This window comes from Lysobacter enzymogenes, assembly GCF_900106525.1.
Lineage (GTDB): Bacteria > Pseudomonadota > Gammaproteobacteria > Xanthomonadales > Xanthomonadaceae > Lysobacter > Lysobacter enzymogenes.
The window spans coordinates 60,456-86,898 of the sequence record NZ_FNOG01000011.1 but is presented as its reverse complement, the minus strand read 5'-3'; the positions used below and the strand labels follow the sequence as shown (position 1 = coordinate 86,898).

The window sequence follows — 26,443 nt, the reverse complement described above, 5'->3', positions numbered from 1 at the left end:
ACATCAAAATGGATTCCGGCTTTCGCCGGAATGACGGGGTGGGAGTTTCGGGTCTTCGGGGGAGTTCGGCGGAGCTGCGTCGCTTCGGTTGGTCGCGACTTGCGTCGCTCCTACAGGGAACTCCGGCAAGCTTCGTGTCCGACTGTAGGAGCGGCGCAAGCCGCGACCGCGACAAGCAGCCAAGACGAACGCTCCGCCGCAGCCGCAATCCCCTCAAGAGCGCACCGCCCCAAGCCCTCAGTACGCAAACTCCCGAAACACCCGATCCACATTCCCGTCCCACTCGCCGTGGAACAACTCGAGCTTGCGCTCCGCCGGACTCTTACCCATCGCCACGAACTCCATCAACGGCTCCAGATAGATCGACTCATCCGCCCCATTACCGTTCAAACGCCCACGCCGCTTCAACCCGTGCGCAGAAATCTCCAGCGCGCGCCGCGCCAGCTCTAGCACCTTGCCGTCGCGGAACGGCAGCTGGAACCCATGCCGCGGCACGCCGTCGCGCAGCGCATGACGCTCTTCGGGCGTGAAGTCGAGCACCAGATCCCAAGCCGCATCCAGCGCCTCGGCGTCGTACAACAGCCCGACCCAGAACGCCGACAGCGCACAGATCCGATTCCACGGGCCCGAATCGGCGCCGCGCATTTCCAGATACTTCTTCAAGCGCACTTCCGGGAACGCGGTGGTGCTGTGGTCGGCCCAGTCCTTCAAGGTCGGGCGCTGGTCCGGATACGCCGGCAGGCGGCCGTCCATGAAATCGCGGAACGACTGGCCGCTGGCGTCGATGTAGCGGCCGTCGCGGTAGACGAAGTACATCGGCACGTCGAGCAGGTAATCGACGTAGCGCTCGTAACCGAAGCCGTCTTCGAACACGAAATCGAGCAGACCGGTGCGGTCCGCATCGGTGTCGGTCCAGATGTGCGAGCGGTACGACAGATAACCGTTGGGCCGGCCTTCCAGGAACGGCGAATCGGCAAACAGCGCGGTCGCGATCGGCTGCAGCGCCAGCGAGACGCGGAACTTCTTGACCATGTCCGCTTCGTCGCGCACGTCGAGGTTGACCTGCACGGTGCTGGTGCGGGTCATCATGTCCAGGCCGAGCTGGCCGACCTTGGGCATGTAGTCGCGCATGATCTTGTAGCGGCCCTTGGGCATCCACGGCATGTCCTCGCGCCGCCACTTGGGCTGGAAGCCCATGCCGAGGAAGCCCAGGCCCATCGGCTCGGCCACCGTGCGCACTTCACGCAGGTGGGTGGCCGCTTCCACGCAGGTGTCGTGCAGCGTCGCCAGCGGCGCGCCGGACAGTTCCAGCTGGCCGGCCGGCTCCAGCGAGACCGACGCCTGGTCGCGGGTCAGCGCGATCACCCGGCCGTTCTCTTCCACCGGCGCCCAGCCGAACTGGACCAGGCCCTTGAGCAAGGCCTCGATGCCGCGCTCGCCGTCGAAGGTCGGCGGGCGCAGGTCGTCGGTGCGGAAGCCGAACTTCTCGTGCTCGGTGCCGATCTTCCAATCCGATTCCGGGCGCGCGCCCGAAGCCAGGTAGTCGATCAGCACGGCGCGACCGCCGCCCTTGACGTCGGGAATCTCGAGATCCTTCACCTGGCTGGGACCGGACACATCCACCTCGCTTCGTAAACCTTGGGTCGTCGTCGGGACCGCTCGCACCGTCGCGCGGAGCGCGGCCAGCGCGCGCGGCCGGCCTCCCCCGAGGGGAAGCCGGCGCGGCGGCACGGTCCTACCTTGCAGCATTTCAGAGTCTGGATATGCGGCGGCTCGCCTACAATCGCAAGACCCCAGGCAGTGTAGAGCCCGTCTTGCCGCGCACAACGTCCGTCCTGCAACGCTATGGTTCGGCCCTGCTACTGGCGCTGGCGATGCCGGCCGTGCCTGCCCAGCCGGCGCACGCGGCCGCAGCGCAGCTCGAACGCGGCAACGGGCCCGAGCCGAGCACGCTGGACGCGCACCGCTGCCAGGAGGTCGCCTGCGGCAACGTGCTGCGCGATCTGTACGAAGGCCTGGTGACCGAAGACGCGCAAGGCCGGCTGGTGCCGGGCCTGGCCGAGCGCTGGACGGTGTCGGCCGACGGCCGCACCTGGACCTTCGCCCTGCGCCCCGGCCTGCGCTGGAGCAACGGCGAAGCGCTCGACGCGGCGCAGGTGGTGGCCAGCTTCCGCCGCGCCTTCGCCCCGGCCACCGCCGCGCCGTTCGGCGAATTGTTCGACGCGCTCGACGGCGCCCAGGCGGTGCAGGCCGGCGATCTGCCGCCCGAGCGCCTGGGCGTGAGCGCGCCGGACCCGCGCACCGTGGTGTTCCGGCTGACCCGCAGCGCCTCGCTGCCGGCGCTGCTGACCTTGCCGATCGCGTTCCCGGTGTACCTGCCGGCGGTGCAGAACTACGGCGCCCAGCACACCCAGCCCGGGCGGCTGGTGTCGAACGGCGCCTACCGCCTGGCCGCGTGGACGCCGCAGGCGAACCTGGTGGTGGAGAAGAACCCGCACTTCCACGACGCCGCCCGCGTCGCGCTGGCGCGGGTGCGCTTCCACGTCACCGAGGACGCCGCCGCCGAACTGCAGCGCTTCGCCGCCGGCGACCTGCACATCACCGAGGTGGTGCCGCCGCAGCCGCTGGCCGCGCTGCGCGAGCGCTTCGGCGAACAGTTGCGGCTGTCGCCGTACCTGGGCGCGTTCTGGTTCGGCCTCAACACCACCCAGCCGCCGTTCCGCCCCGCCTGCGCCAGCGCGCGCTGCCGCGAGCAGGCGCTGGCGCTGCGCCGCGCGCTGACGATGGCGATCGACCGCGACAAGCTCACCCGCTATGTCACCGGCCTGGGCGAAACCCCGGCCTACGGCATCGTGCCGCCGGGCATCGCCGGTTATGCGCCGGCGGCGATGCCGTGGGCGTCGTGGCCGCAGGCGCAACGCGAAGCGCACGCGCGCGCGTTGTATCGGCATGCGGGTTACTCGCTCGAACATCCGTTGGTGCTGGAGCTGCGCTACAACACCTCCACCCCGCACCGCCGGCTGGCGCTGGCGGTGGCGGCGATGTGGAAGCAGACCCTCGGCGTGCAGGTACGGCTGCGCAACGAGGAATGGAAAGTGTTCGTGCAAAACCGCAAGCAGCGCGCGATCACCCAGGCCTTCCGCGGCGGCTGGATCGGCGATCTGCCCGATGCGCGCAACTTCCTCGCCGCGTTCGCCAACGACGGCCCGTTGAACTGGATGGGCTACGACGACGCCGGTTATCGCGAGCGCCTGGCCCGCGCCGACGCCGCGGCCACGCAAGCCGCGCGCAACGCCTGGCTGCGCGCGGCCGAGCAGCGCCTGCTCAACGACAACGCGGCGATTCCCTTGTACTTCTATACCTCCAAGCACCTGGTGTCGCGGCGCGTGCGCGGGTTCGAGCCCAACGCGCTGGACCGCCACGCCAGCCGCTGGCTGAGCCTGACGCCATGACCACGCAACCCGCGCCGTCCCCGCCCGCCCGGCCGCGCGCGCACGCGCGCAGCCGCCACCTTGAGGCGCACCGCTCCGAACGCGTGGGCTGGCTGCGCGCGGCGGTGCTCGGCGCCAACGACGGCATCGTCTCGGTCGCAGGGCTGGTGGTCGGCGTCGCCGCCAGCGGCGCCGACGCCGGCGCGATCCTGACCTCGGGCATCGCCGGCACGGTGGCCGGGGCGATGTCGATGGCCGCCGGCGAATACGTGTCGGTGCGCTCGCAGGCCGACACCGAGCGCGCCGACATCGCGGTGGAAAAGCGCGAACTGGCCGAGAACCCGCACGCCGAACTGGAAGAGCTGGCGCACATCTACGTGCAGCGCGGGCTCACGCCGGAACTGGCGCGCGAGGTCGCGCGCCAGCTCAGCGAACACGACGCGCTCGCCAGCCATGCGCGCGACGAACTCGGCATCACCGACACCTTGCGCGCGCGTCCGGTGCAGGCGGCGCTGGCCTCAGCCGGCGCCTTCGTCAGCGGCGCGGCGCTGCCGATCGCCGCGGTGGTGCTGGCGCCGCACGCGCAAGTGCAGCCGGCGGCGATCGCCACCACGCTGGCGGCGTTGTCGGTATCCGGCGCGCTCGCGGCCTGGGCCGGCGGCGCACCGGTGCTGCGCGGCGCGCTGCGGGTGATGTTCTGGGGCGCGCTGGCGATGGCCGCGGCGACCGCGGTCGGGCATCTGTTCGGCGTGCAGGTCTGATGCGTCCGCACCCGCGCCTGCTGCGCCTGGGCGGCCGCCTGCTGGAAGCGGCGATCACCTTGTGGCTGCTGGGCACGCTGTGCTTCGCCCTGCTGCGCGCCGCGCCCGGCGGCCCGTTCGACACCGAAAAAGCCGCGCCGCCGGAAGTGCAGGCGGTGCTCGATGCGCAGTACCGGCTCGATCAATCGCTGCCGATGCAATACCTGGGCTGGCTCGGCGATGCGCTGCGCGGCGATCTCGGCCCGTCGTTCCAGTATCCCGACTACACCGTCAACCAGCTCATCGCCAACGCGCTGCCGGTGTCCGCGCTCAACGGCGGATTGGCGCTGCTGCTGGCGCTGCTGTGCGGGGTGGCGCTGGGCGCGTGGGCGGCGTTGCGCGCCGGCGGCTGGAGCGACCGCGCGCTGATGTTCCTGGCCGGGCTGGGCCTGGCGATCCCGAAGTTCGTGGTCGCCCCGCTGCTGGTGCTGCTGTTCGCGGTGACCCTGCACTGGCTGCCGGCCGGCGGCTGGGGCGAATGGGACAACGTGGTGCTGCCGGTGATCGCGCTGGCCCTGCCCAACATCGCCTACTGCGCGCGGCTGACCCGCGCCTCGCTGCTGGACACGCTGTCGGCCGACTACCTGCGCGCCGCGCGCGCGCGCGGTCTGTCGGAAACCCGGCTGCTGTTCGCCCACGCGCTCAAGCCGGCGCTGCTGCCGGTGGCGGCATGGCTGTCGCCGGCGCTGATCAACGTGGTCACCGGCTCGGCGGTGGTCGAGCAGGTGTTCGGCATTCCCGGCATGGGCCGCTACTTCGTGCAAGGCGCGTTGAATCGCGATTACACCCTGGTGCTGGGCGTGGTGCTGGTGATCGGCGCGCTGATCGTGGCGATCAACGTGGCGGTGGACGCGCTGCGCGGCTGGATGGATCCGCGGCTGGAACAAGACTGAGCGCTACTCACCCACCGTCATTCCCGCGAAGGCGGGAATCCGGAGCGCTGTACATTCCCGCCCACGAGCCCGCCGTTCCGACTCGATGGATCCGCGGCTGGAACAAGACCGAGCGCTACTCACCCACCGTCATTCCCGCGAAGGCGGGAATCCAGAGCGCTGTACATTCCAACCCGCAGGCCCGCCGTTCCGACTTGATGGATCCGCGGCTGGAGCAAGACCCAGCGCTACTCACCCGCCGTCATTCCCGCAAAGGCGGGAATGACGGTGGGTGAGAGGCGTTGGGTCGGGTCGGGTCGCCGACGTAGACGCAGCCGCAGCGCCGGGCCTTCCGGCCCGGGCGCCGCCCGCCCCGACCCCGCTACACTGCGGCCCATGCGCAAAAAGACCAAAGCCACCTCGGTCGACATCGCCCACCTGGCCGGCGTCTCCCAGGCCACGGTCTCGCGCGTGCTCAGCGGCAGCCCGCTGGTCAACGCCGAGACGCGCAAGCGGGTCGAGGCGGTGGTGCGCGAGCTCAACTACAAGGTCGACCGCCACGCCTCCAGCCTGCGCCGGCAGCGCTCGGGCACGCTGGCGCTGCTGCTGTTCGAGGATCCGACCCCGGACGAGTCGCACATCAACCCGTTCTTCCTGTCCATGCTCGGCTCGATCACCCGCGCCTGCGCGCGCCACGGCCAGGACTTGCTGATCTCGTTCCAGCAGTTGTCCGACGACTGGGCCGCCGACTACGAGGACAGCATGAAGGCCGACGGCCTGATCCTGCTCGGCTACGGCGATTACCTGGCCTACCAGGGCAAGCTGCAGCGGCTGGTCGAACAGGGCACCCGCTTCGTGCGCTGGGGCGCGGTGCTGCCGGATCAGCCGGGGCTGTCGATCGGCTGCGAGAACCTCGGCGGCGGACGCCAGGCCGGCGCGCATCTGGTCGCGCTCGGGCGCCGGCGGGTGGCGTTTCTCGGCGACGCGTCCAGCCATTACCCCGAATTCCTCGACCGCTTCCTCGGCTGCGAGCAGGCCTTGCATGAGGCCGGGCTCGCGCTGGACCGCGCGCTGCAGGTCGATGCGGAAAGCTCCGAAGACGCCGGCCACGCCGCCGCGCTGGCGCTGCTCGCGCGCGGGCTGCCGTTCGACGCGGTGTTCGCCGCCAGCGATCTGATCGCGATCGGCGCGATGCGCGCGCTGACCGAACGCGGCCTGCGCGTGCCCGAAGACGTGTCGGTGATCGGCTTCGACGATCTGCCGACCGCGCGCTTCGCCCATCCGCCGCTGACCACGGTGTTCCAGGACACCAAGCAGGCCGGCGAGTTGCTGGTGGAGGCTTTGATGCGGCTGATCCGCGGCGAGCCGGCGCAGAGCCAGCGCTTGCCGACGACGCTGGTGGTACGCAAGTCCTGCGGCGGCTGAGGCGAGTCGAGGCGCGTTTTCGAGCCGCTGTTTCAGCGCAGACCGGAATCCCGTCATCCGGGCGAAAGCCAGGGGCCTACCACTTCGTCATTCCGGCGAAAGCCGGAATCCATTTTGACCTTGCTTCTTCGCTGGGTACGAGAGGCAAATGCAACGGCAAAATGGATTCCGGCTTTCGCCGGAATGACGGGGTCGGGGATTGGGGTTTCGGTGTGGGTTCGGCAGGGCTACGCGGCTTCGGTTGGTCGCGGCTCGCGCCGCTCCTACAGGGGGCGACCGGTCAGCGCTTGCGTGCGTGGGCCATCGCCTGGTCCAGCGCGGCCGCGAGGTCGGCGCGCCGCACCGGCGCATCGAGCAGATACACCTCGACGCCGTGCGCCGGCACCGACGCGCGCAATGTCCCGCCCTCGCCCATCACGATCTCGCCGCCGCCCAGCGCGGCGCGCCAGCGCCCGGCCTGCAAGTACTCGCTCACCGCGAACGGCGCCGGCGCATCGCCCTTGTTGAGCAGCACCAGGGCGATCTGCGCCGTGTCGCCGTGTTCGTACACGCGATAGAACGCGGCGCGCTCGCCTTGCAACGACACGTTCAATTGCAGGCCGCGCTGCAAGGCCGGCGACTGCCTGCGGACCTCGGCGATGCGCCTGAGCGCGATCCGGATCGGATGCGAGCGCGCGGCATCGACGCGCGGCTGGCCGAAGTAGTTGCGGTTGCCCGCGTGCTCGGCGCGTCCGCGCTCGAAGCCCACCTCGGAGCCGTAATAGATCACCGGAATCCCGCGCGCGGTGAACAGCCAGTTGTGTGCGTCGATGAAACCATCGTCGCTGGCGTCCAGCCGCGGCATGTCGTGGTTGTCGTAGAAGGTCATCAGCTCATACGGGTTGGCGTACGGGCCGTCTTGCAAATATAGGCGCTCGTCCAGCCGCGCGTAGTCGGCGCGGTTGCGCCCGAACACTTCGGCCAGTCGCTCCTTGAGCGGAAAATCCAGCACGCTGACGCCGCCGTTTTCGGCCCAGGTGAACGGCGCGATGTTCTCCGCCTTGTAATCGAAGGCCTCGCCGAACATGAAGAAGCCCGGCCGCTTGGCGCGGATGCGCTCGGCGAACCCGCGCCAGAACGCCAGCGGCATGTGGCGAATGGTGTCGATGCGGAAGGCGTCGGCGCCCTGGTCGATCCACTGCGAATAGGCGCCGACGAAGTACTCCATCACCTCGGGATTGGTGTCGTCGATGTTCGACAGCTGCACCAGGTCGCGTTCGTTATGGAAGAAGCGGTGCAGCGGGTTGTGCGCCGGATCGAGCCGTTCCGGCGGCAGGTTCTGGTGATCGGCCACCAGCACGCCGTCGCGATAGATTTGCCCGTATTTCGGCTGCGGCTTGCGCATCGTGAACGAGGGCGAGCCGTGGTTGGCGACGATGTCGAGCACGGTCTTGAGCCCGTGCTGCTTCAGCCCGCGGGTCAGCCCGGCGAAATCCAGGCCCGGACTCGGCAGATGCTCGTCGAGGCGATAGAAGTCCACGCCCCAGTAACCGTGGTAGCCGGTCTTGCCGCGATCCTGGAACGCGCCGCCCCAGGTCACCGCATCGCCGCCGGTGAAGGCCTGGTCGGGGTTGTCGACGATCGGCGTCAGCCACACCGCGCCGAAGCCCATGTCGCGGATGTAGCCGGCGTTGTCGAGCAGGCCTTTGAAGTCGCCGCCCAGGTAGCCGATGTTGTCGCTCTCGCCCGGCGGGCCGCCCGGCACCGGGCGGTCGAAGCTGCGCGTGTCCGGGTCCGGCCCGCCCTGTGCGCGCTGGTCGTTGCCGGGGTCGCCGTTGACGAAGCGGTCGGTGACCACGAAGTACACCGCCTCGCTCGCCATCGGCTCCAGCGTGCCGTAGTAGTCGCGCCGCGCCGCCGCTTCGCGCGCGGCGCCGCCGTGCACGCACGCGGCCAGGGTCAGGCTCAGCGCGGCCAGCGCCAGCGCCCTCATGCGCGCACCTGCGCGTCGGGCTCGCGCACCCACAAGGTGCAGGCGCCGGCGACGAACAGGCTGACGCCGCCGATCACCAGCGCCGCGACCGGATGGCCGCCGAACAGATGCCGGACCAGGAAGCCGAGCAGGCTCGCCGCGACCAACTGCGGAATGACGATGAAGAAATTGAAGATGCCCATGAACACGCCCATCTTCGCCGCCGGCACCGAGTCGGACAGCATCGCGTACGGCAGCGACAGGATCGAGGCCCAGGCGAAGCCGATGCCGACCATCGACAGCAGCAGCATCTGCGGATCGCGCACCAGCGCCACCGAAATCAACCCGGCGCCGCCGAGCGTCAGATTGAACAGATGGCTGCGGCGCAGCCCCCAGCGCCGCGCCATCGGCGCGATCGCGATCGCCGCCAGCGCGGCGAAGCCGTTGTAGGCGGCGAACAGCACGCCGACCCAGTTGGCGCCTTCGTTGTAGGCGGCCGAAGCGACATCGCTGGTGTGGTAGTGCAGCTGGGTGACCGCCGGCGTGGTGTAGATCCACATCGAAAACAGGGCGAACCAGGAGAAGAACTGGACCACCGCCAGCCGCGTCATCGCCGCCGGCATCGCGCCCAGGTCGTCCATCACCGTGGCGAAGCCGCCGCCGTCGCGGACGATGCCGCGCGCCAGCAGCGCGACGCCGAACGCGGCGATCAATGCGGCCAGCACGTACAGCTGGCGGTCGAGCCGGAGCATCGAGATCGCAGTCGCGCAGATGCCGCCGATCACCATCCACGAGGCGCCGAACAGCAGGCAGCGCACTCGGTCGCGCTCGGGCGAGGGCTCGATCGGCGGCGCCTCGTCGTAGGCCTGCAATTGCTGCGGCGGGTATTCGCGGCTGCGCAGCACGGTCCAGCCGACCGACAGCAACAGCACCGCGCCGCCGAAATAGAACGAGTAACGCACGGTGTCGGGCACCTCGCCGGCGGCGGCGGTGTTGCCGACGCCGAAGTGCGCCAGCAGGTACGGCAGCAGGCTCGCCACCACCGAGCCCACGCCGATGAAGAAGCTCTGCATGGCGTAGCCGGCGGCGCGCTGCTGCTGCGGCAGCTGGTCGCCGACGAAGGCGCGGAACGGCTCCATCGATACGTTGATCGAGGCGTCGAGCATCCACAGCAGGCCAGCGGCGATCCACAGCGTCGGCGAGTTCGGCATCGCGATCAGCGCCAGCGTGGCCAGGATCGCGCCGACCAAGAAGTAAGGCCGGCGCCGCCCCAGTCCCGTCCAGGTCCGGTCGGACAAATACCCCACGATCGGCTGCACGATCAGCCCGGTCAGCGGCGCGGCGATCCACAGCATCGGGATATCGTCGATCGGCGCGCCCAGGGTCTGGAAGATCCGGCTGACGTTGGCGTTCTGCAGGGCGAAGCCGAACTGGATGCCGAGAAAGCCGAAGCACATGTTCCAGATCTGCCAGAACGTCAGCGTCGGCTTGCGGGGCGTGGCGTCGGGGCGATCGGTCATGGCAGGGAGTCTGTCACGAAGCGCGCGCGGGGGATTGGCGATGCGGCCGCGAAACGGCGCGCCCGCCGCCGCGCGGCCTCAGGGGCGATAACGGCTGCGGCCCCGCTTCTGCGCGAGAAGACGGGGCCGCGCGACGGTCAGAACTGCGAAGCGAAGCGGATCCCGTACATCCGCGGCGTATTCAAGTAACGGATGTTGGTCGCGTTGTTGACGAAGCCCTTGCCCGAATACACCTCGTCGGTGAGGTTGGAGACGAAGCCGTCGACGCGGAACTGGTTCTCGCTGCCGAAGTTCAGGCCGGCGGATACGTTGACGGTGAAGAAGCCGTCCACGTCGTCGCGCATCGCCAGCCCGTTGGCCGGGCCGCCGCCGGCGGCCGGGTTGGAGCCGTTGTTGAACGCCATGTCCTTGAGCGGGATCTCGATCACTTTGCCGTTCGCATCCAGGCCGAAGCCGCGGCTGTTGAACGCGGTCAGGTAGTAGTCGGAGCGGTAAGTCAGGTTGATCGTCCAGTCGAACGAGTTCAGCGCGCCGCGGCCGATGTCGATGGTCTGCGACAGGCTGACGTTGGCGTTGTACTTGGACGTGTTCGGCAGGCGGTTGCCGTCCAGCGGCACGATCAGGCCCAGGCCGCCGGAGCGGGTGTCGAGCACCTTGGAATCGTCGAAGGTGGCGTCGAGGTAGGTGAAGTTGTAGCCGATGTCGAACCCGTGCGGCAGGCCGACCTTGCCTTCCAGCTCCAGGCCCAGCACGCTCGCATTCGCCGCGTTGTCGTTGAACACCTGGCGGCTGGTCGCGTTGGGATTGGTCGGCGTCGGCGCCGGCACGTCGATCAGGTTCTGCAGCACCTTGTTCTTGTAGTCGTAGTAGAACACCGACGCGTTCAGGCGCACCGGGGTCTCGCCCCAGACGTAGTCGCCCTTGATGCCGGCCTCGTAGGCGGTCAGCTCTTCCGGCGCGAAGCTCGGCGCCAGCGCGCTGCCGTCGTTGAGGGTCAACGGGCGGTTGATGCCGCCGGCGCGGGTGCCGGTGGAGACCGTTCCGTACAGCATCACCTTCGCGGCGAGGTCGTACTCGAAACCCACGCGCCAGTCGACGTAGTTGTCCTTGTACACGTCTTCGCTGCGGCCGTTGGGGAAGTCCGAGCGCGCGATCACCTGGATCTGGTCGCGGTTCTTCTGCAGGAACTGCGCCCAGTTGTCGTTGGCGCCGAAGTTCTGGAAGCCGCCGAGGAAATAGTCGAGCGTGTTGCCGCCCGGCCCGCAGCGCAGATCGGCCGGCGACCAGCCGGTGCAGATGCTCGGATCGCCGCCGCGGCGGCGGCCCGGGCCGGCCAGCTGGAAGCCCGGCGAGCCCAGGATCAAGCCGGTGGTGTAGGGATTGGTCGCGGTGTTGATCGGCTGGCCGGTGAACTGCTGGAACAGTTCCTCGGGAATGATGAACTGGTATTTGACGTTGGATTCGCGCGCGATCTTCTTGTCGCGGGTGTAGCGGATGCCGCCGATCAGGCGTAGCGAATCGGTCGCGGCGAAGCTGAAATCGCCGTACACCGCGTTGGACTCGACCTTGGAATTGTCGCCGCGGTTCTCGCCGCCCAGGCCGTCCTGGTAACCGCAGACCGTGCCCGGCCGCCACCAGTCGCAGTCGCCGAAATAGCCGTTGCCGACGTCCCACGACACGTAGTCGTACTTTTCTTGGTAATTGAACAGGCCCGCCGACCAGATCAGCTTGCCGGTGTCGCCGAAGAAACGCAGCTCGTTGATGCGCGAGGACGACTTGTCGGCCTGATAGAACGTGTCGTACCAGTCCAGCCGCTCGGGATTGAAATAGGCTTCGCGGTCCGAGCCCGGATACACCGGGCCGAGCTGCCACTCGCGCGAGGCGTTGCGGTTGTAGAAGTCGTACTTGCGGTAGGAGGTGTTGAACTCCACCGACACCGCATCGTTGAACGCGTAGGTGAAGGTCGCAGCGATGCCTTCGATGTCGTTGGTGGTCTTGCCCTGGGTGCGGAAGTACTGCTTGAACGGGTCGTCCAGGTCCTTGATGTCGTAGCCCGCGGCCAGGCCGCGTTCGGCGAACAGGCCCGGGTCGCCGGTGCCGCGCTCGGTGACCTTGTCCAGCATCACGTAGGCGGAGAACTTGTCGTTGGGCTGCCACAGCGCCGACAGGCGCGCGGCCTGGTTGTCGAGCGCGCTCGGGCCTTCGGCGGAGAACAGCGACTTGGGGTAACCGTTGGTGATGTAGGACGAGCGCTCCTCGTCGAACAGCGCCGCGCGCAGGGCGAAGGTGTCGCCGATCGGCAGGTTCAGCACGCCCTCGGCGTTGGTGTAGTCGTAGTTGCCGGCGCCGATCTTGAGCCCGCCGCTGGTCACGCCCAGCTCGGGGCGCTTGGAGATCACGTTGATCGAGCCGCCGGTGGCGTTGCGGCCGCGCACCGTGCCTTGCGGGCCCTTGTTGACCTCGATGCGCTCGACGTCGAAGAACATCGGCCCGATCGAACGCGGGCGCGGCAGGTAGATGCCGTTGTAATAGGTCGCCACCGACGGGTCGGAGGAGAAGTCCGAGTCGGCCGCGCCGATGCCGCGCAGGAAGATTTCGTACTTGCCTTCCTGCTTGGTGATCTGCAGCCCCGGCACCACCGCCTGCAGGTTGCGGAAGTCGGTGTTGATGCCGAGCTTGGCGATGTCCTCGCCGCTGAAGGACTGGATGGTGCCGGCGTATTTCTGGATCGACTGCACGCGGCGGTTGCCGGTGACCTGGACCGCGTCGAGCTCGTGCGCGGTCTGCGGCGCCGCCGCTGCGGCGGGCGCCGGATCCTGCGGCGCGGGCGCGTCGGCGGCCCAGGCCGGGGCGAAGCCGCACAGGCCCAGCGCGGCCAGCGCCAGGGTCAACAGATGACGGTCGAGTTGCTTCGGCCCGCGTGCGGCCGGCTTGGAATGCGACATGGCTCCCCTCCAGAAGCGTTGTGTTCTGTGGCCGCGCGCGCACTGTCGGCGCGCTGCGTCCGCCGCGGCATCGGGGCCGCGGTCCGAGCGCATGTTAGGCATGCCCAACGCCTTGCAGCGGGTTCTGCATACGTATTCATGGGATGCAGTCGCATTCATGTCGCAGTTCCGGCCGCGCTTGCGCCATGAATACGTATGCAAGCTCCGCGGCCGTCGCGGACGGCGGCGGTAAGCTGGCGCGCATCGCCGCAGCGCAGCGCCGCCGCGCGCCGCGCCATCGAGCGGCTATACGAAGCCGCACTACAAAAACAGGGGTCGCACTTGTCCGCCGCCGTCTCTTCCCAGCCCGCGCAACGCGATCCCTCGTGGTGGCGCGGCGCGGTGATCTACCAGGTCTACCCGCGCAGCTTCCGCGACCTCGACGGCGACGGCGTCGGCGACCTGCCGGGCATCGTCGAGAAGCTCGGCTACATCGCCGACCTCGGCGTCGATGCGATCTGGATCTCGCCGTTCTTCAAGTCGCCGATGGCCGACTTCGGCTACGACATCGCCGACTACCGCGCGGTCGATCCGCTGTTCGGAAACATCGAGGATTTCGACCGCCTGCTGGCCAAGGCGCATGCGCTGGGCCTGAAGGTGATGATCGACCAGGTGCTCAGCCACACCTCCAACGAGCACGAGTGGTTCAAGCGCAGCCGCGAGAGCCGCGACAACGAGTTCGCCGACTGGTACGTATGGGCCGACGCGCGCGCCGACGGCACCGCGCCGAACAACTGGATGTCGCTGTTCGGCGGCGTGGCCTGGCGCTGGGAACCGCGCCGGCAGCAGTACTACCTGCACAACTTCCTGTCCGCCCAGCCCGACCTCAACTTCCACCATCCGGCGGTGCGCGCGGCGGTGCTGGACAACGTGCGCTTCTGGCTCGAGCGCGGCGTCGACGGGCTGCGCCTGGATGCGATCAACTTCTGCTTCCACGACGCGCAACTGCGCGACAACCCGCCCAAGCCGCCGGCGCAGCGCGTGGGCCGCGGCTTCAGCCCGGACAACCCGTACGCGTTCCAGTACCACCACTACAACAACACCCAGCCGGAAAACCTGGCCTTCCTCGGCGAGCTGCGCGCGCTGCTGGACCGCTATCCGGGCGCGGTGGCGCTGGGCGAGATCTCCTCGGAGGACTCGCTGGCGACGATGGACGAATACACCCGCAACGGTCGCCTGCACATGGGCTACAGCTTCGAGCTGCTGACCGAGGACTACAACGTCGAGCATATCCGCGGCACCGTGCAGCGGGTCGAGGCGAGCATGCGCGAAGGCTGGCCGTGCTGGGCGATCTCCAACCACGACGTGCAGCGCGTGGTCACGCGCTGGGGCCGGGGCGAGGCGCCGAAGCATTTCGCCACCTTGGTCAGCGCGCTGGCGTGCTCGCTGCGCGGCTCGGTGTGCGTGTACCAGGGCGAGGAACTCGGTCTGCCCGAGGCCGAGGTACCGTTCGAGGCGCTGCAGGATCCTTACGGCAAGACCTTCTGGCCGAACTTCAAGGGCCGCGACGGTTGCCGCACGCCGCTGCCGTGGGACGACAGCGAGGGCGCGGGTTTCAGCCGCGGCCGGCCGTGGCTGCCGATTCCGGCCGAACACCGCGCGCTCAACGTCGCCGCGCAGCAGGACGACCCGGCCTCGCCGCTCAACGGCTTCCGCGGTTTTCTGGGCTGGCGCAAGCGCCACCGCGCCCTGCTCGACGGCACCATCGCCTTCCTGCCCAGCGCCGAGCCGGTGATCGCGTTCGTGCGCGGCGAAGGCGCCGATGCGCTGCTGATGGCGTTCAACCTCGGCCCCGGCGAAGCGACGCTGGCGTTGGGCGAGCGCGCCGGCTGGATCGCCGACCGCGGCCACGGCCTGCCGTCGGGCGCAGTCGAAGGCGGCCGCCTGCATCTGCCGGGCCACGCCGCCTACGCCGCACGGCCGGCCGCGTAGCCGCAGCGGCGGCAGGCTGCTCGGGCATACTCCGCCCAAAGGGGAGCCCGCATGCAGATCGTTTACCAGGCCGCGCATTCGGCCGACGCGCAACTCGTGCGCGGCCTGCTGGCGCAGGAAGGCATCCGTTCGTTCGTGTTCGGCGGCGCGCTGGAAGGCGGCGCCGGGCTGCTGCCGGTCGGCGGCTCGGTGCGGGTGGAAGTCGCCGACGAGGACGTCGAGCGCGCCCGCGCGATCATCGACGAATGGCAGGCCGCCGAGGTGCCGCAGTCGGACGACGACGACGAACCCGACCGCGATTACGGCGACGACGCCACGCCCGAGCATGTCGAGGACGCTAACCTCTACCGCCCCTTGAACGCGCGCAAGCCGGCCGCGGGCGGTTTCGGCATGGCCGGCATCGTGTTCGCCCTGGTCGTCGGCGCGCTCGCCGGCGCGCTGGCCACCGGCGCCGCGCTGCAGCCCACCGCCAGCGTGGAGAACGTCGACTACGACGCCGACGGCATCGCCGACGAGCGCCTGAGCTACGAAGACGAACGTCTGGTGCGCAGCGACAGCGACCGCAACACCGACGGCAACGTCGACCTGGTGACGATGTACGACGGCAACGGCCTGCCGGCCTCGATCGAGGAAGACCAGGACTTCAACGGCGTGCGCGAAACCGTCTCCGCCCTGGCCAAGGGCCTGCTGGCGACGCGCAGCGCCGACTACGACGGCGACGGCGTGCCCGAGCGGCAGGAGAACTACCTGCGCGGCGTGCTGCACACCGTGGAATGGCTGGACAAGCAGGGCCGCGTGATCAAACGCGACACCTACACCGGCGGGCGCCTGAGCGGCGGCGAGATCGACCGCGACGGCGACGGCGCGCTGGACACCGCACGCGTGTACGACGAACGCGGCGAGGTCCGCCACAGCGAACCCCTATCCGCGAACTAAGCCTCGCCCGCCCCCTGTAGGAGCGGCGCAAGCCGCGACCGCGACATCGCGCTTACGACGCAAGTGCGGTTTCGCGGTCGCGGCTTGCGCCGCTCCTACACAAAGCGAACGCGGCTAACGCTGCGGCAGGCGCACCTCGCGCTGCGGCCGCTCGCGCAACTCCGGCCGCAGCGCCGCGCCCGGCGCCGGCGCGGTCTCGCGCACCGGCAGCGCCAAAGTCTGCAGCCGCTTCTTCGCGCCTTCGTTGCCCAGGTCCGCGGCCTTGCGCAGCAGCACCTTGGCCTCGTCGATGCGGCCCTGGCCGACGTAGATCTCGCCCAGCCCGCTCAGCGCCGCGCTCTTGGCGCCGTGGTCGGCGGCCGGCGCATCCTTCACCGCCTGGGTCAGAGTGGTCTCGGCGCTCGCCAACTCGCCGTTGGACAACTGCTTCCAGCCGCACAAAGTGGCGTCGCCACCGCTCGCGCACGGGTCCTGCCCGGCGCTGTCGGCCGCGGCGATGCGCTCGCCCAGTTCCTTCGGCTGCCCCGCCAACGCCGCGCTGCCCAGCGCGCTGCGCAGTTGCTGGTTGTTCTGCTGCAGCCCTTTGACCTTCTCGATGATCGCGTCGACCGAGATGTTGATGCTGCTCTGGTCGCTGACCCGGATCGGCGCGCTGAGCTTCAGCGCCTGGCCGCGGTACTCCACCGCCGGCTCGGGCAGGCCCACGGCGGAGAACTTCGGCGAGAACGCCAGGAACACGTCGGGCTGGGCGCGCGCGCCGCCGATCTGCTGCTTGAACGCGTCGAAGCCGATCATCGACAGCGCCACCACCGCGCCGATGCCCAGGTACCAGCGCACGTTCTTGCTCTGCTCGGCGCTCTTGGCCTTGAGCAGCGCGTAGCCGCCGTAGGCGAAGAACAGCAGCGCGGTGCCGTAGGCGCCGGCGGCGAGGATGGTGCTGGGATCGGCGATCGCGTCCATGGCGAAGGGCTCCTGAGGGCGTACCCAGGAGATAACGCGAACGGCGGGCCGCGGGCGGCCAGTGCCGGGGCGAACGGAGCTTGAGGGAGGAACTTGAGGTGTGGGAGGGACTTCAGTCCCGACGCTTTCGGCTCCGGCGAGGCTGGCCTTGCGGGTAAGTCTTGCCCGGGCGGACCGGAAAGCCTCGGGACTGAAGTCCCTCCCACAAGAATCCGCCCGACGTCCGCTGCGCGAGCCCTACTTCGCCGCGCCCAGCTCCAGCCAGCCGCCGACCACCGCGCGCGCCTCGTCGACGCCCTGCTTGGACTCGCCCGAGAAGGTCTGCACGCTGACGGTGTCGCCGTAGCTGGCGTGCAGATCCTTGCGCACCGCCATCAGCGCCTGCTGCTGCTGGCCGCGGCCGAACTTGTCGGCCTTGGTCAGCAGCGCGTGCGCCGGCAGGCCGCGGTTGACCGCGTAGGCGATCATCTGCCGGTCGTAGTCCTTGAGCGGATGGCGGATGTCCATCACCACCACCAGCCCGCGCAGCGCCTGGCGGGTCTGGAAATAGCGGTCGAGGAAGGCCTGCCAGTGCGCCTGCAGGTCCTGCGGCACCTTGGCGTAGCCGTAGCCGGGCAGGTCGACCAGGAAGCGGTCCGGCTCCGGCGCCGGCTCGGGGCCGCGGTGCAGCGGGCTGACGTCGAAGAACACCAGCTGCTGGGTCCGGCCGGGCGTCTTGGACACGCGCGCCAGCGCGTTTTGCTGGCACAGCGCATTGAGCGCGCTGGACTTGCCGGCGTTGGAGCGGCCGGCGAAGGCCACTTCGAAGCCGCCGTCGGGCGGCAGCTGTTTGACGTTGTGCGCCGACAACAGGTAACGGGCGCGGGCGAGGGGATTGCTCATGCCCATAGGATCGCACGGCGCCGGCCCGGACCCGTGCACGCCGCGTGCGCGCAGGCGGTCGCGGCGGCGCCGGCGGGCGTTCCGCGACCGCGGGCACCTGAACCCGCGTTGACCCCGTCCGGGCCGGCGATGATAATTCCGAGGTTCCGGCGCCGTGCGCGGCCGGCCAAAGCCAGACCGAGTTCCTACCCGTCCTCGCCTTCCAGCAAGCCCGCCTTACGCACGCAGTTCGGAGCCCAGCTACATGAGCCAAGCCCGCGTCCTGAGCCTCGTCGGTCTCGCCGTCTTCGCGGTCGCCGCCGTCGCATACGCCCAGACCACGGTCACGCCGATCCCGGATAAAGAACCGGTGCAGACCGCACCGTTGAACGCCGGGCCGCAAAGCAAGTGGGGCGACGTCAAGGCCGGCGCCACCAAGGCCGGCACCTGCGCGGCCTGCCACGGCCTCGACGGCAACCCGACCGACCCGCAATACCCGCGCCTGGCCGGCCAGAGCGAGCGCTACATCGCCCACCAGATCGCCCTGTTCAAGAGCGGCGAGCGCAACACCGGCATGGCCGCGGCGATGAAGCCCTTCGCCGACGCGCTCAGCGAGCAGGACGCGCGCGACCTGGGCGCCTACTTCGCCACCCAGAAGTCCGGCGCCGGCGTGGCCGACGACACCGTCGTCGCCTCCGGCCCGAACAAGGACAAGAAGTTCTACCAGGTCGGCGAAGACCTGTTCCGCCGCGGCGACAAGGCCCGCGGCATCCCCGCGTGCATGGCCTGCCACGGCCCGGGCGGCGCCGGCAATCCCGGCCCGGCCTATCCGCACCTGGCCGGCCAGCAGGCCGCCTACTCGCAGCGCCGCCTGGAGGAGTACCGCGCCGGTACCACCACCCAGAAGGACCCGCACCTGTTCAACGTGATGGCCGGCGTGGCCAAGCAGCTCACCGACGAAGAGATCGGTTCGCTGGCCAGCTACCTGCAGGGCCTGCACGAGCGCGCCGACGACATCGCCGCGGCCGGCGCCCCGGCGCCGGCGGCCAAGCCCGCCGCCGCACCTGCGGCCGCCCCGGCGCCCGCGCCGAAGCCGGCCGGCGCGCCGGCGACGCCCGCCAAGGGCTGAGCGCGCACGACACCAACGAAAACGCCGGCCTCGCGCCGGCGTTTTTGTTTGTAACCACAGCAGGTGCCCAAGCCCCCTGTAGGAGCGGCGCAAGCCGCGACCGCGACAACGCAACCACCGCGAAAGCAGCGCCGCCGCTGCGTCGCCGCAGTCGCGGTGCGCGTCGTTCCCACGCAAAGCCCACCGCCGCCTGCGTAAAAGTGACGCACCTCACACCGCCCGGCCGCGCGGGAACTCCGCTACCGTCGACCGGTCCCACCCCGCACTCCTGGTTGCCCGCGCCCGCCGCTATCCTTGGCGACGCGATTTCGCTTTCCCTGCCCGCTCCACCGGCGCGACGCGCAGCCGGCCCCACTTCGACGAGACCCTTTCCGATGAACCGACGCCTCGCCACCTTGCTGCTGCTCGCCGTGATTCCCTTCGCCGCGGCCGCCGCGCCCAAGGCCGCCGCCCCGGCCGGCCCCGCGCCCGAACCCGGCGTGGACTACGTCGAGATCCCCGGCGGCAAGCCGTTCGCCACGCCGGCCGGCAAGGTCGAGGTGGTCGAAGTGTTCGGCTACACCTGCCCGCACTGCGCGCACTTCGAGCCGCTGGTGTCGAAGTGGAAGGCCAAGCTGCCGGCCGACGTCAACTTCGTCCCGCTGGCCGCGCCGTGGGGCGGTTACTGGACCCCGTACGCGCAGGCCTTCTACACCGCGCAGTCGCTCAAGCTGCTGCCCAAGACCCACGAGGCCGTGTTCAAGGCCCTGCACGAAGACAAGAGCCTGCCGATCCAGAACGCCAGCACCCAGGAAATCGCCGGCTTCTACGCCAAGTTCGGCGCCGACCCGAGCACCTTCGCCGCGACCATGACCGGCAAGGCCACCGAGCAGGCGATGAAGCGCGCCACCGACTTCATCATGGCCTCCGGCGTCGACGGCACCCCCGGCATGGTGGTCGCGGGCAAGTACCGCATCACCACCCAGAAGGGCTTCGACGACATGCTGCGCGTGGCCGATCACCTGATCGCGCGCGAGCGGGCCAAGACCAAGCGCTGAGGCGCCCTACACTCCCCGTTAAGTCGCCCGCCCGCTATGCTGGCGGGCCTCGCGGACGGCACCGCCGCCGCAACCGCCATTCCCTGCTTTTTCTGCGGAGATCCCGATGAATTCGCGTATCGCCACCCTGTCCCGTTACCCGCTGGTGTTCAGCGCGCTGTTCGCGCTGGCCGCGTGCGGCAAGACCGAGGCGCCGAGCGCGCCCGCCGCCGAGGGCACGCCCGCCCCGGCCGCCGGCGACACCGCGCCGGCCGCCAACGCGCCGGCCCAGGGCGAAACCCCGGCCCCGGCCGAGACCGCACCGGCCGAACCGGCGATCGTCCCGGCCGCCACCGCCACTCCGCCGGCCGGCGCGGCGCCGGTCGCGGGCACCGACTACAACGAAATCCCCGGCGGCCAGCCGTTCGAGCCGGTCGCCGGCAAGATCGAAGTGGCGGAAATCTTCAGCTACACCTGCCCGCACTGCGCCCAGTTCGAGCCGATCCTGCTCGACTGGCGCAAGAAGCAGACCGCCGACGTCAAGTTCACCCCGATCGCCGGCCCGTTCGGCGGCAATCCGATCCCGTTCGAGAAGGCCTTCTACGCCGCCCAGACCTTGGGCCTGGTCGACAAGAGCCACGAAGCGATGTTCCGCGCCGTGCACATCGACCAGTCGATCGACTTCCGCACCGTCACCGACGCGACGTTCGGCGAGTTCTACGCCAAGTACGGCGTCAAGCCGGCCGACTTCATCGGCACCATGAACAGCTTCGCGATCACCGCCAAGGGCAAGCGCGCCGAGCAGTTCATGCAGCGCTCCGGGGTCAGCGCGAGCCCGAGCATCGTGATCAACGGCAAGTACCTGGTCACCACCGCCAAGGGCTTCGACGATATGCTGCGCGTCAGCGATCACCTGATCGCGCGCGAGCGCGCCGCCCTGGCCGCTGCGCCCGCTGCCGCGCCCGCGGCGACGCCCGCGCCGGCCGCCGCGGCCGAGCCGGCCAAGAAGAACTGATCGGTTCCGCGTCTTACCCGGACCAGGCATGACCACTCGCCGGCTGCGCTTGCTCAGCGCGAACATCCAGGCCGGTTCCAGCACGCGTCGCTATAGCGATTACGCGACGCGCAGCTGGTCGCACGTGCTGCCCGCCGGCAACAAGCGCGGCAGCCTCGACACCATCGCGCAGTTGGCCGGCGAGCACGACATCGTCGGCCTCAACGAAAGCGATCCGGGCAGCCTGCGCTCGGGCTTCACCAACCAGACCCACTACCTGGCCCAGCGCGCCGGCTTCGATTACTGGAGCCACCAGCCGAACCGGCGCGTCGGCAACGTCGCCTCCAGCGCCAACGGCCTGCTCAGCCGGCTGGAGCCGCGCGAAGTGGTCGACCACCCGCTGCCCGGCCGCATCTCCGGCCGCGGCGTGCTGATCGCGCACTATGGCAGCGGCGACGACGGCCTCACCGTCGCCGTCGCCCACCTCTCGCTGGGCGCCGGCTCACGCGCCTCGCAGCTGGCCTTCATCGCCGAACTGCTGCACGACCACCCGCACGCGGTGCTGATGGGCGACTTCAACTGCTCCGCCGACAGCCCCGAAATGCAGGCGCTGTTCCGCGACACCCGCCTGCAGCGCCCCGCCGACACCCTGCCGACCTTCCCCAGCTGGCGCCCGCAGCGCGCCATCGACCACATCCTGCTCGGCGACGGCCTGGGCTACATCGCCGCCAAGGCGCTGCCGGCGGCGCAGTCGGATCATCTGGCGCTGTCGCTGGAGCTGGACGTTCCGGATCAGGCGTTGCGCTGAGGCGACGTTCGCCGCTCGGCCGTGCCGGCGGCTGCCGGCGCGCTGCGAAGCTGGCCGAGCCGCAATCCTTTCGGCCACGTCCGGCTGGCGCAGACCAACCGACGCTCGCTTCCTTCAGCGCAGCGTCCCGCGCGCGAACCGCCCATCCCCCGACCGACGCGCCCAGGTCGCGTTGACGCCCAAGCCGGCTTCGCCGACGCTGCGCTGCCGTCCCAGCGCGACGCAAGCGCCATGCCCACCCTGATTCTCACGCCTCGCCACAGCGACGACTCGCAAGCGCTGTGGAAAACCGCCGCACGCCAAGGCTGGTCGATCGAGCGGCTACACGGCTGGCGCGTACCCGAGCATCTGCGCGCACTCGAGGAACCGGTGTTCTACGGCGAAGCCTTGTTCGCCCCCGAACTCGGCGCCGCGCTCGGCCTGCGCCTGGACAATCCACCGGAAGACTGGCTGCCGACGCTGCCATACGAATACCGCCTGCGCGAGATCGCCCTCAGCACGCTCGGCGCCCAGCGCGCGCGGACCGAGCCGGCGTTCGTCAAGCCGCCCAACGACAAGAGCTTTCCCGCGAACGTCTACAACGGCGTCGGCCTGCCGCAAGGCTACGACGAAGACATGCCGGTGCTCGTCGCCGAAGTCGTGCGCTGGCGCTGCGAACTGCGCTGCTTCGTGCTCGACCGCACACTGCGCACGTGGTCGCTGTATTCGCGCCACGGCGAGCTCGCGCGCGACAGCGGTTTTGCCAGCAGCGAAGAAGAGGATGCGCAAGCCACCGCGTTCCTGCAGCGCATGCTCGACGACGCGCAAGTGAACCTGCCGCGCGCCTGCGTGATCGACGTGGGCTACATCGAGGGTCGCGGTTGGGCCTGCGTGGAACAGAACGCGGCCTGGGGCGCGGGTTTGTACGCCTGCGATGCGCAGCTCGCACTGGACGTGATCCGGCACGCGTCGGTGCGCGAGCGATAGGCAGGTTTCGCCGCAATCGCATTGCCGCGGTCGCAGCTCGCGCAGCTCCTACAGGACACGAAACTTGACGAAGCCCTTGGAGCGGCTCAAGCCGCGACCAACCGAAGCAACGCAGCCCCGCCGCAACCGCCGAAGCCCCGCAACCTTAATCCCCACTTCCGGCGAAAGCCGGAATCCATATCGCTGTTGCCGTTGCTCTCCGCTCCCCCCGCCGCCCCGAACTCGCCACAGGCAACCGCAGACCCGAAGGGCGGCGCGCAGGACGCGCGCCGTGCGCCACCCAGGCCAGGGATGGCCTGTGTGGCGCATCCCCGCGAACGCACCGAACGATAGTGGCTCTTGATCCGAAAACAAGGAAAGCGCCTTTCTTTGGTTACTTTCTTTGGCAAGACAAAGAAAGTGACCCGGCCGCTTGCGGACGGAAGCTGTTGATGTTCGCTTGTCGTCAGGCGTAACCAACGGACTTAGGCGAAGTTCGTCGTGGTTGCGTTGTCGCGGTCGCGGCTCGCGCCGCTCCTACAGGGAACCCCGGCAAGTACGTATCCGACTGTAGGAGCGGCGCAAGCCGCGACCGCGACAACCCGACAACGACGAAAGCAGCCCCGCACCCGCGAATCCCACAAACAAAAACGGCCGGCGCCTCGCAGCGCCGGCCGTCGTTTCACGTTGTCGCGTTACCCCTGGATCAGAACCGCAGATCCGCCCGCACGTAGAAGAACCGACCGCCCGGGATGTCGTAGGTCGACGCGTCGTAACCGTTGAGCGAGCACGACAGGCACACCGGCGGATCCTTGTCGAACACGTTGTTGACGCCACCGGTGACCTGCAGACCCTTGAGCAGCTCGAAGCGATAGCCCAACTGCAGATCGTGATAGGTCGTCGGCGACAGCTTGTTCTCGCCGGTGACGTGGTTGTCGCAGTACGGCGAATCCAGCGCCGAGGCCTGGCAGGTCTCGGTCAGCTCGGAAATGTGGCGGATCGTCCACGAACCGTTCCAGGCGTTGCGCTTCCACGACAGGGTCGCGTTCGAGGTCCACTCCGGAATCGCGCTGTCGTTGACTTCCACGCCCGGCCGGCGCGGCTGCACCTGGCCGGCGGCGCCGAGCGCGTCGTACTGGGTCACCCAGGTGTTCTGCCAGGCCAGCTTGAACTGGCCGAGCGAGGTTTCCGGCAGGGTCCAGAAGAAGTCCACGTCCCAGCCGGAGGTCTTGATCGAACCCAGGTTGGTCAGCTTGTTCTCGAAGCTGGAGATGCCGCCCACGCTGGAGCGGGTGATGCCGCCGCAGTACAGCGGGTCGAGCGTCTGCACGCACAGGTTGAGCTGGGTCTGCGCGTCGATCGCCTGCACCGCGCCTTCCAGCGAATGGCGGTAGTAGGTGACTTCGAAGTCGAACTTCTCCGACCACGGCACGCCCGCGGCCCAGGCCGGGCTGTAGACGAAGCCGGCGGTGAAGCTGCGCGCGGTTTCCGGGTCCAGGTCCTTGTTGCCGCCGGTCTGCACCGAGATCTGGCTGTTGGCCTGGGCGGCGCCGGCCGGCACGCCGAGCGCGGCGCAGTTGGCGCGGTTGCCGGTCGGCGGCGCGCCGGTGATCGAGATCAGGCACGGATCGCTGAGCTGCAGGTCGGCGCGGCTGGCCGAGCCGTACAACTCGCCGATCGACGGCGCGCGGAAGCCTTCGGCGTAGGTGGTGCGCAGCAGGAACTCGTCGGCGACTTGCCAGCGCAGGCCGTACTTGGGCGTGAACTGGCCGCCGAAGGTCGAGTAATCCGAGTAGCGGCCGGCCAGGCTCAGATCCAGGCTCTTGCCGAACGAACCTTCCTTGATCAGCGGCAGGTTGAGCTCGACATAGGCTTCGTTGACGTCGTAGGAACCGCTGGTCGGCAACGACTGGGTGCCGTTGTAGTAGCCGGCCACGGTGATCGGATCGGGCGAGTAGGAACCTTCGTACTTGCGGTACTCGTAACCGGCGGCGAACGACAGCGGGCCCGCCCACAGGTTGAACAGGTCGCCGGAGAAGTTGGCGGTGAAGGTCTTGAGCTTCTGCTCGCTGCGGTCGCGCACGACCGGGCTGATCCAGCTCAGCATCTGCGGGGTGATCGTGCCCGGGCCGCCGAACAGGTTCAGCGGCACGCAGCCCGGGGTCGCCGCGCACACCGCCGGATCGCCGAGCGCGATGTTGATGTTGCGGATGTTGTAGCTGCCGCGGTTGGTCTGGTCGGCCTTGTTGCGGCTGTAGGCAGCGTTGACGTCCCAGAAGAAGGTGCGGTCGCCCGCGTCGAAGCTGCCTTCCAAACCGCCGGCCACGTACTGGGTGTCGACCTTCTGTTCGAAGATGCGCGGGCCGCCTTCGACCGGGCGCCGGGCCAGGGTGATCAGGTTCGGGTTGGCGCCTTCGGAGGTCAGGTCGATGCCGAAGGGGTTGTACGGGTTCAGGCGCGAAATGGTGACGCGCTCGGACCACGGATTGCCGGTGCCGGCGTCGAGGCCGAGGAAGATCGGCTCCGGCGCGGCCTGGTTGACCGACTCGCGGCGGTTGTACAGCGCCTTGACGTAGCCCTGCACGTTGTCGGTGAAGTGATAGCGGAACTGGCCGAACGCGCCGGTGCGCTTGGACGGCGTCAGCAGCATGTTCTCGCGGGCGAAGTTGTAGCGGTTCGCGCCGGTGAAGGGGATGAAGTCCTGCGGGTAGCGCACGCCGTTGGGATAGCTGGTGCCGTTGGGCGTGGTGAGGTTGCAGGTGCCGCCGGCGCAACGCGGGTCGGTGAAGATGAAGCGGCCGTTCGGCGTGGCCGAGCTGCCGGTCTCCACGCCCAGCCCCGGCACCGGGAACGCGGCGACGCCGCGATCGCGCGAGTACACCGGATCCTGGTCGACGTAGCTCAGGCCCAGGAACAGGTTGGCGCGGTCGGTGTTGAAGCCCCAGGCCAGGTCCACGCCCTGCAGCTGGCCGTCGCCCTTGCCGTACTGGCCGTAGTTGAGGCTGATCTGGCCGCCGTCGAAGTTGCGGCGGGTGATGATGTTGACCACGCCGGCGATGGCGTCGGAGCCGTACAGCGAGGACGCGCCGTCTTCGAGGATTTCGATGCGCTCGACGATGGCCAGCGGAATGGTGTTGAGGTCGGTCGCCGCGCCCACGCCCGAAGCCGAGGACTCGTTGACCCAACGCATGCCGTCGACCAGGACCAGCACGCGCTTGGGGCCGAGGTGGCGCAGGTCGACCTGGGCCGAACCGGCGCCGATGCCGTCGCCGTTGGGCGAGAAGCCGAAGTTGCCCGAGGAATTGAACTTGGTGTTGAGCGCGGAACCGGCGCCGGTGAGCTCCTGGACGATGTCGGCCAGCGAGGTCAGGCCGGTGCGTTCGATGTCGTCGCGGCTGAGGGTCTGGACCGGAACCTGGCTTTCGATCTCGGCCTTCTTGATGCGGGTGCCGGTGACCTGGACCGTGTCGAGCGTGGTGGCGTCCTTGCGCGGTGCGGCGTCCTGCGCGGCGGCGAGGCCGGGCAGCGCGACCAGCAGGGACAATTGGATGGCTTTCGCCAGGGCATGGCGACGCGACGGCTTCATTAACTCTCTCCCTCTAATTGGCGTGGCTAGCTCTGATGGCTATTGGCGTGCCGGCCGGACCGTGCCGGAGGCAACCGAAAGGTTGTACACAATCCGTGAATCCGCCACAAGGCGCAAAATAGGAGTACTTGCCAAACCGGTCGCACTTTTGTTTGGCCTGCGACCAGGCCCGGCATAAACGGCGGATGCGGCATAGCCGATACCGCCCGTTCAGGCCGCAAGAGCCTCGGCCGCGGAGTGCGCTGGCAAAGCGTGATTGAGGTCGCGGAATCGCTTTGGCGGAGCCGACTTCG

The 26,443-nt window shown here is 69.3% G+C and carries 18 protein-coding genes; 11 read left to right on the top strand and 7 right to left on the bottom strand.

The features are described from left to right. Nucleotides 1-237: 237 nt before the first annotated feature. A complete protein-coding gene (locus tag BLU84_RS23095) occupies nucleotides 238-1,617 on the bottom strand; it encodes a glutamate--cysteine ligase (protein ID WP_074872748.1) in 1,380 nt (459 codons plus the stop codon). A gap of 257 nt (nucleotides 1,618-1,874) precedes the next feature. Here BLU84_RS23095 and BLU84_RS23090 point away from each other — a divergent pair, with 257 nt between their 5' ends. From BLU84_RS23090 to BLU84_RS23075, 4 genes are all read left to right on the top strand, one after another. Further along, nucleotides 1,875-3,452 carry a peptide ABC transporter substrate-binding protein gene (locus tag BLU84_RS23090; protein ID WP_074872744.1) on the top strand — a complete coding sequence of 526 codons (1,578 nt, stop codon included), beginning with the start codon at nucleotides 1,875-1,877 and terminating at the stop codon, nucleotides 3,450-3,452. Then, entirely contained in the window at nucleotides 3,449-4,192 is a 744-nt protein-coding gene (locus tag BLU84_RS23085; RefSeq protein ID WP_074872635.1) for a VIT1/CCC1 transporter family protein, read from the top strand. The genes BLU84_RS23090 and BLU84_RS23085 overlap by 4 nt, the downstream gene beginning before the upstream one ends. Further along, nucleotides 4,192-5,124 carry an ABC transporter permease subunit gene (locus tag BLU84_RS23080; RefSeq protein WP_074872631.1) on the top strand — a complete coding sequence of 311 codons (933 nt, stop codon included), beginning with the start codon at nucleotides 4,192-4,194 and terminating at the stop codon, nucleotides 5,122-5,124. Before BLU84_RS23085 ends, BLU84_RS23080 begins: the two co-directional genes overlap by 1 nt. Before the next feature lie 375 nt (nucleotides 5,125-5,499). Further along, complete coding sequence (locus BLU84_RS23075; RefSeq protein WP_074872628.1) at nucleotides 5,500-6,528, top strand: LacI family DNA-binding transcriptional regulator; 1,029 nt, start codon at nucleotides 5,500-5,502, stop codon at nucleotides 6,526-6,528. A gap of 280 nt (nucleotides 6,529-6,808) precedes the next feature. Here the strand turns inward: BLU84_RS23075 and BLU84_RS23070 are convergent, their stop codons facing one another. From BLU84_RS23070 to BLU84_RS23060, 3 genes are all read right to left on the bottom strand, one after another. Further along, a complete protein-coding gene (locus BLU84_RS23070; RefSeq protein ID WP_074872624.1) occupies nucleotides 6,809-8,500 on the bottom strand; it encodes an alpha-amylase family glycosyl hydrolase in 1,692 nt (563 codons plus the stop codon). Beyond that, nucleotides 8,497-9,999, bottom strand: coding sequence for an MFS transporter (locus BLU84_RS23065; protein WP_074872622.1), 1,503 nt, complete (start codon nucleotides 9,997-9,999; stop codon nucleotides 8,497-8,499). The genes BLU84_RS23070 and BLU84_RS23065 overlap by 4 nt, the downstream gene beginning before the upstream one ends. Before the next feature lie 137 nt (nucleotides 10,000-10,136). Continuing rightward, nucleotides 10,137-12,944, bottom strand: a complete 2,808-nt coding sequence (locus BLU84_RS23060; protein WP_074872620.1) for a TonB-dependent receptor — start codon at nucleotides 12,942-12,944, stop codon at nucleotides 10,137-10,139. Between the two features lie 321 nt (nucleotides 12,945-13,265). Here BLU84_RS23060 and BLU84_RS23055 point away from each other — a divergent pair, with 321 nt between their 5' ends. Together BLU84_RS23055 and BLU84_RS23050 are read left to right on the top strand one after the other, a co-directional pair. Continuing rightward, on the top strand, nucleotides 13,266-14,915 hold the full coding sequence (locus tag BLU84_RS23055) for an alpha-amylase family glycosyl hydrolase (protein ID WP_074872617.1): 1,650 nt from the start codon (nucleotides 13,266-13,268) through the stop codon (nucleotides 14,913-14,915). A gap of 51 nt (nucleotides 14,916-14,966) precedes the next feature. Then, nucleotides 14,967-15,851 carry a putative signal transducing protein gene (locus BLU84_RS23050; protein ID WP_074872615.1) on the top strand — a complete coding sequence of 295 codons (885 nt, stop codon included), beginning with the start codon at nucleotides 14,967-14,969 and terminating at the stop codon, nucleotides 15,849-15,851. Nucleotides 15,852-15,965: 114 nt separating this feature from the next. Here BLU84_RS23050 and BLU84_RS23045 read toward each other — a convergent pair whose 3' ends face one another. Together BLU84_RS23045 and yihA are read right to left on the bottom strand one after the other, a co-directional pair. Further along, the gene (locus BLU84_RS23045; protein WP_074872613.1) at nucleotides 15,966-16,811 is read right to left on the bottom strand and encodes a hypothetical protein; all 846 of its coding nucleotides are present in this window, start codon (nucleotides 16,809-16,811) and stop codon (nucleotides 15,966-15,968) included. 237 nt (nucleotides 16,812-17,048) lie between these two features. Next, the gene (gene yihA, locus BLU84_RS23040) at nucleotides 17,049-17,693 is read right to left on the bottom strand and encodes a ribosome biogenesis GTP-binding protein YihA/YsxC (RefSeq protein ID WP_074872741.1); all 645 of its coding nucleotides are present in this window, start codon (nucleotides 17,691-17,693) and stop codon (nucleotides 17,049-17,051) included. 244 nt (nucleotides 17,694-17,937) lie between these two features. Between yihA and BLU84_RS23035 the strand changes: the two genes are divergently transcribed. The 5 genes from BLU84_RS23035 (at nucleotide 17,938) to BLU84_RS23015 (ending at nucleotide 22,585) form a co-directional block, all read left to right on the top strand. After that, the gene (locus BLU84_RS23035; protein WP_074872611.1) at nucleotides 17,938-18,801 is read left to right on the top strand and encodes a c-type cytochrome; all 864 of its coding nucleotides are present in this window, start codon (nucleotides 17,938-17,940) and stop codon (nucleotides 18,799-18,801) included. A 374-nt stretch (nucleotides 18,802-19,175) separates the two neighbouring features. Continuing rightward, the gene (locus tag BLU84_RS23030) at nucleotides 19,176-19,838 is read left to right on the top strand and encodes a thiol:disulfide interchange protein DsbA/DsbL (RefSeq protein WP_074872609.1); all 663 of its coding nucleotides are present in this window, start codon (nucleotides 19,176-19,178) and stop codon (nucleotides 19,836-19,838) included. Between the two features lie 106 nt (nucleotides 19,839-19,944). Further along, nucleotides 19,945-20,832 (top strand): thiol:disulfide interchange protein DsbA/DsbL, encoded by an 888-nt coding sequence (locus BLU84_RS23025; protein ID WP_074872607.1) that lies wholly within the window; start codon nucleotides 19,945-19,947, stop codon nucleotides 20,830-20,832. Nucleotides 20,833-20,860: 28 nt separating this feature from the next. Beyond that, the gene (locus BLU84_RS23020) at nucleotides 20,861-21,619 is read left to right on the top strand and encodes an endonuclease/exonuclease/phosphatase family protein (RefSeq protein WP_074872605.1); all 759 of its coding nucleotides are present in this window, start codon (nucleotides 20,861-20,863) and stop codon (nucleotides 21,617-21,619) included. A 231-nt stretch (nucleotides 21,620-21,850) separates the two neighbouring features. Next, on the top strand, nucleotides 21,851-22,585 hold the full coding sequence (locus tag BLU84_RS23015) for an ATP-grasp domain-containing protein (RefSeq protein ID WP_074872603.1): 735 nt from the start codon (nucleotides 21,851-21,853) through the stop codon (nucleotides 22,583-22,585). Nucleotides 22,586-23,270: 685 nt separating this feature from the next. Here BLU84_RS23015 and BLU84_RS23010 read toward each other — a convergent pair. Then, the gene (locus tag BLU84_RS23010; RefSeq protein ID WP_074872600.1) at nucleotides 23,271-26,150 is read right to left on the bottom strand and encodes a TonB-dependent receptor plug domain-containing protein; all 2,880 of its coding nucleotides are present in this window, start codon (nucleotides 26,148-26,150) and stop codon (nucleotides 23,271-23,273) included. Nucleotides 26,151-26,443: the final 293 nt, after the last annotated feature.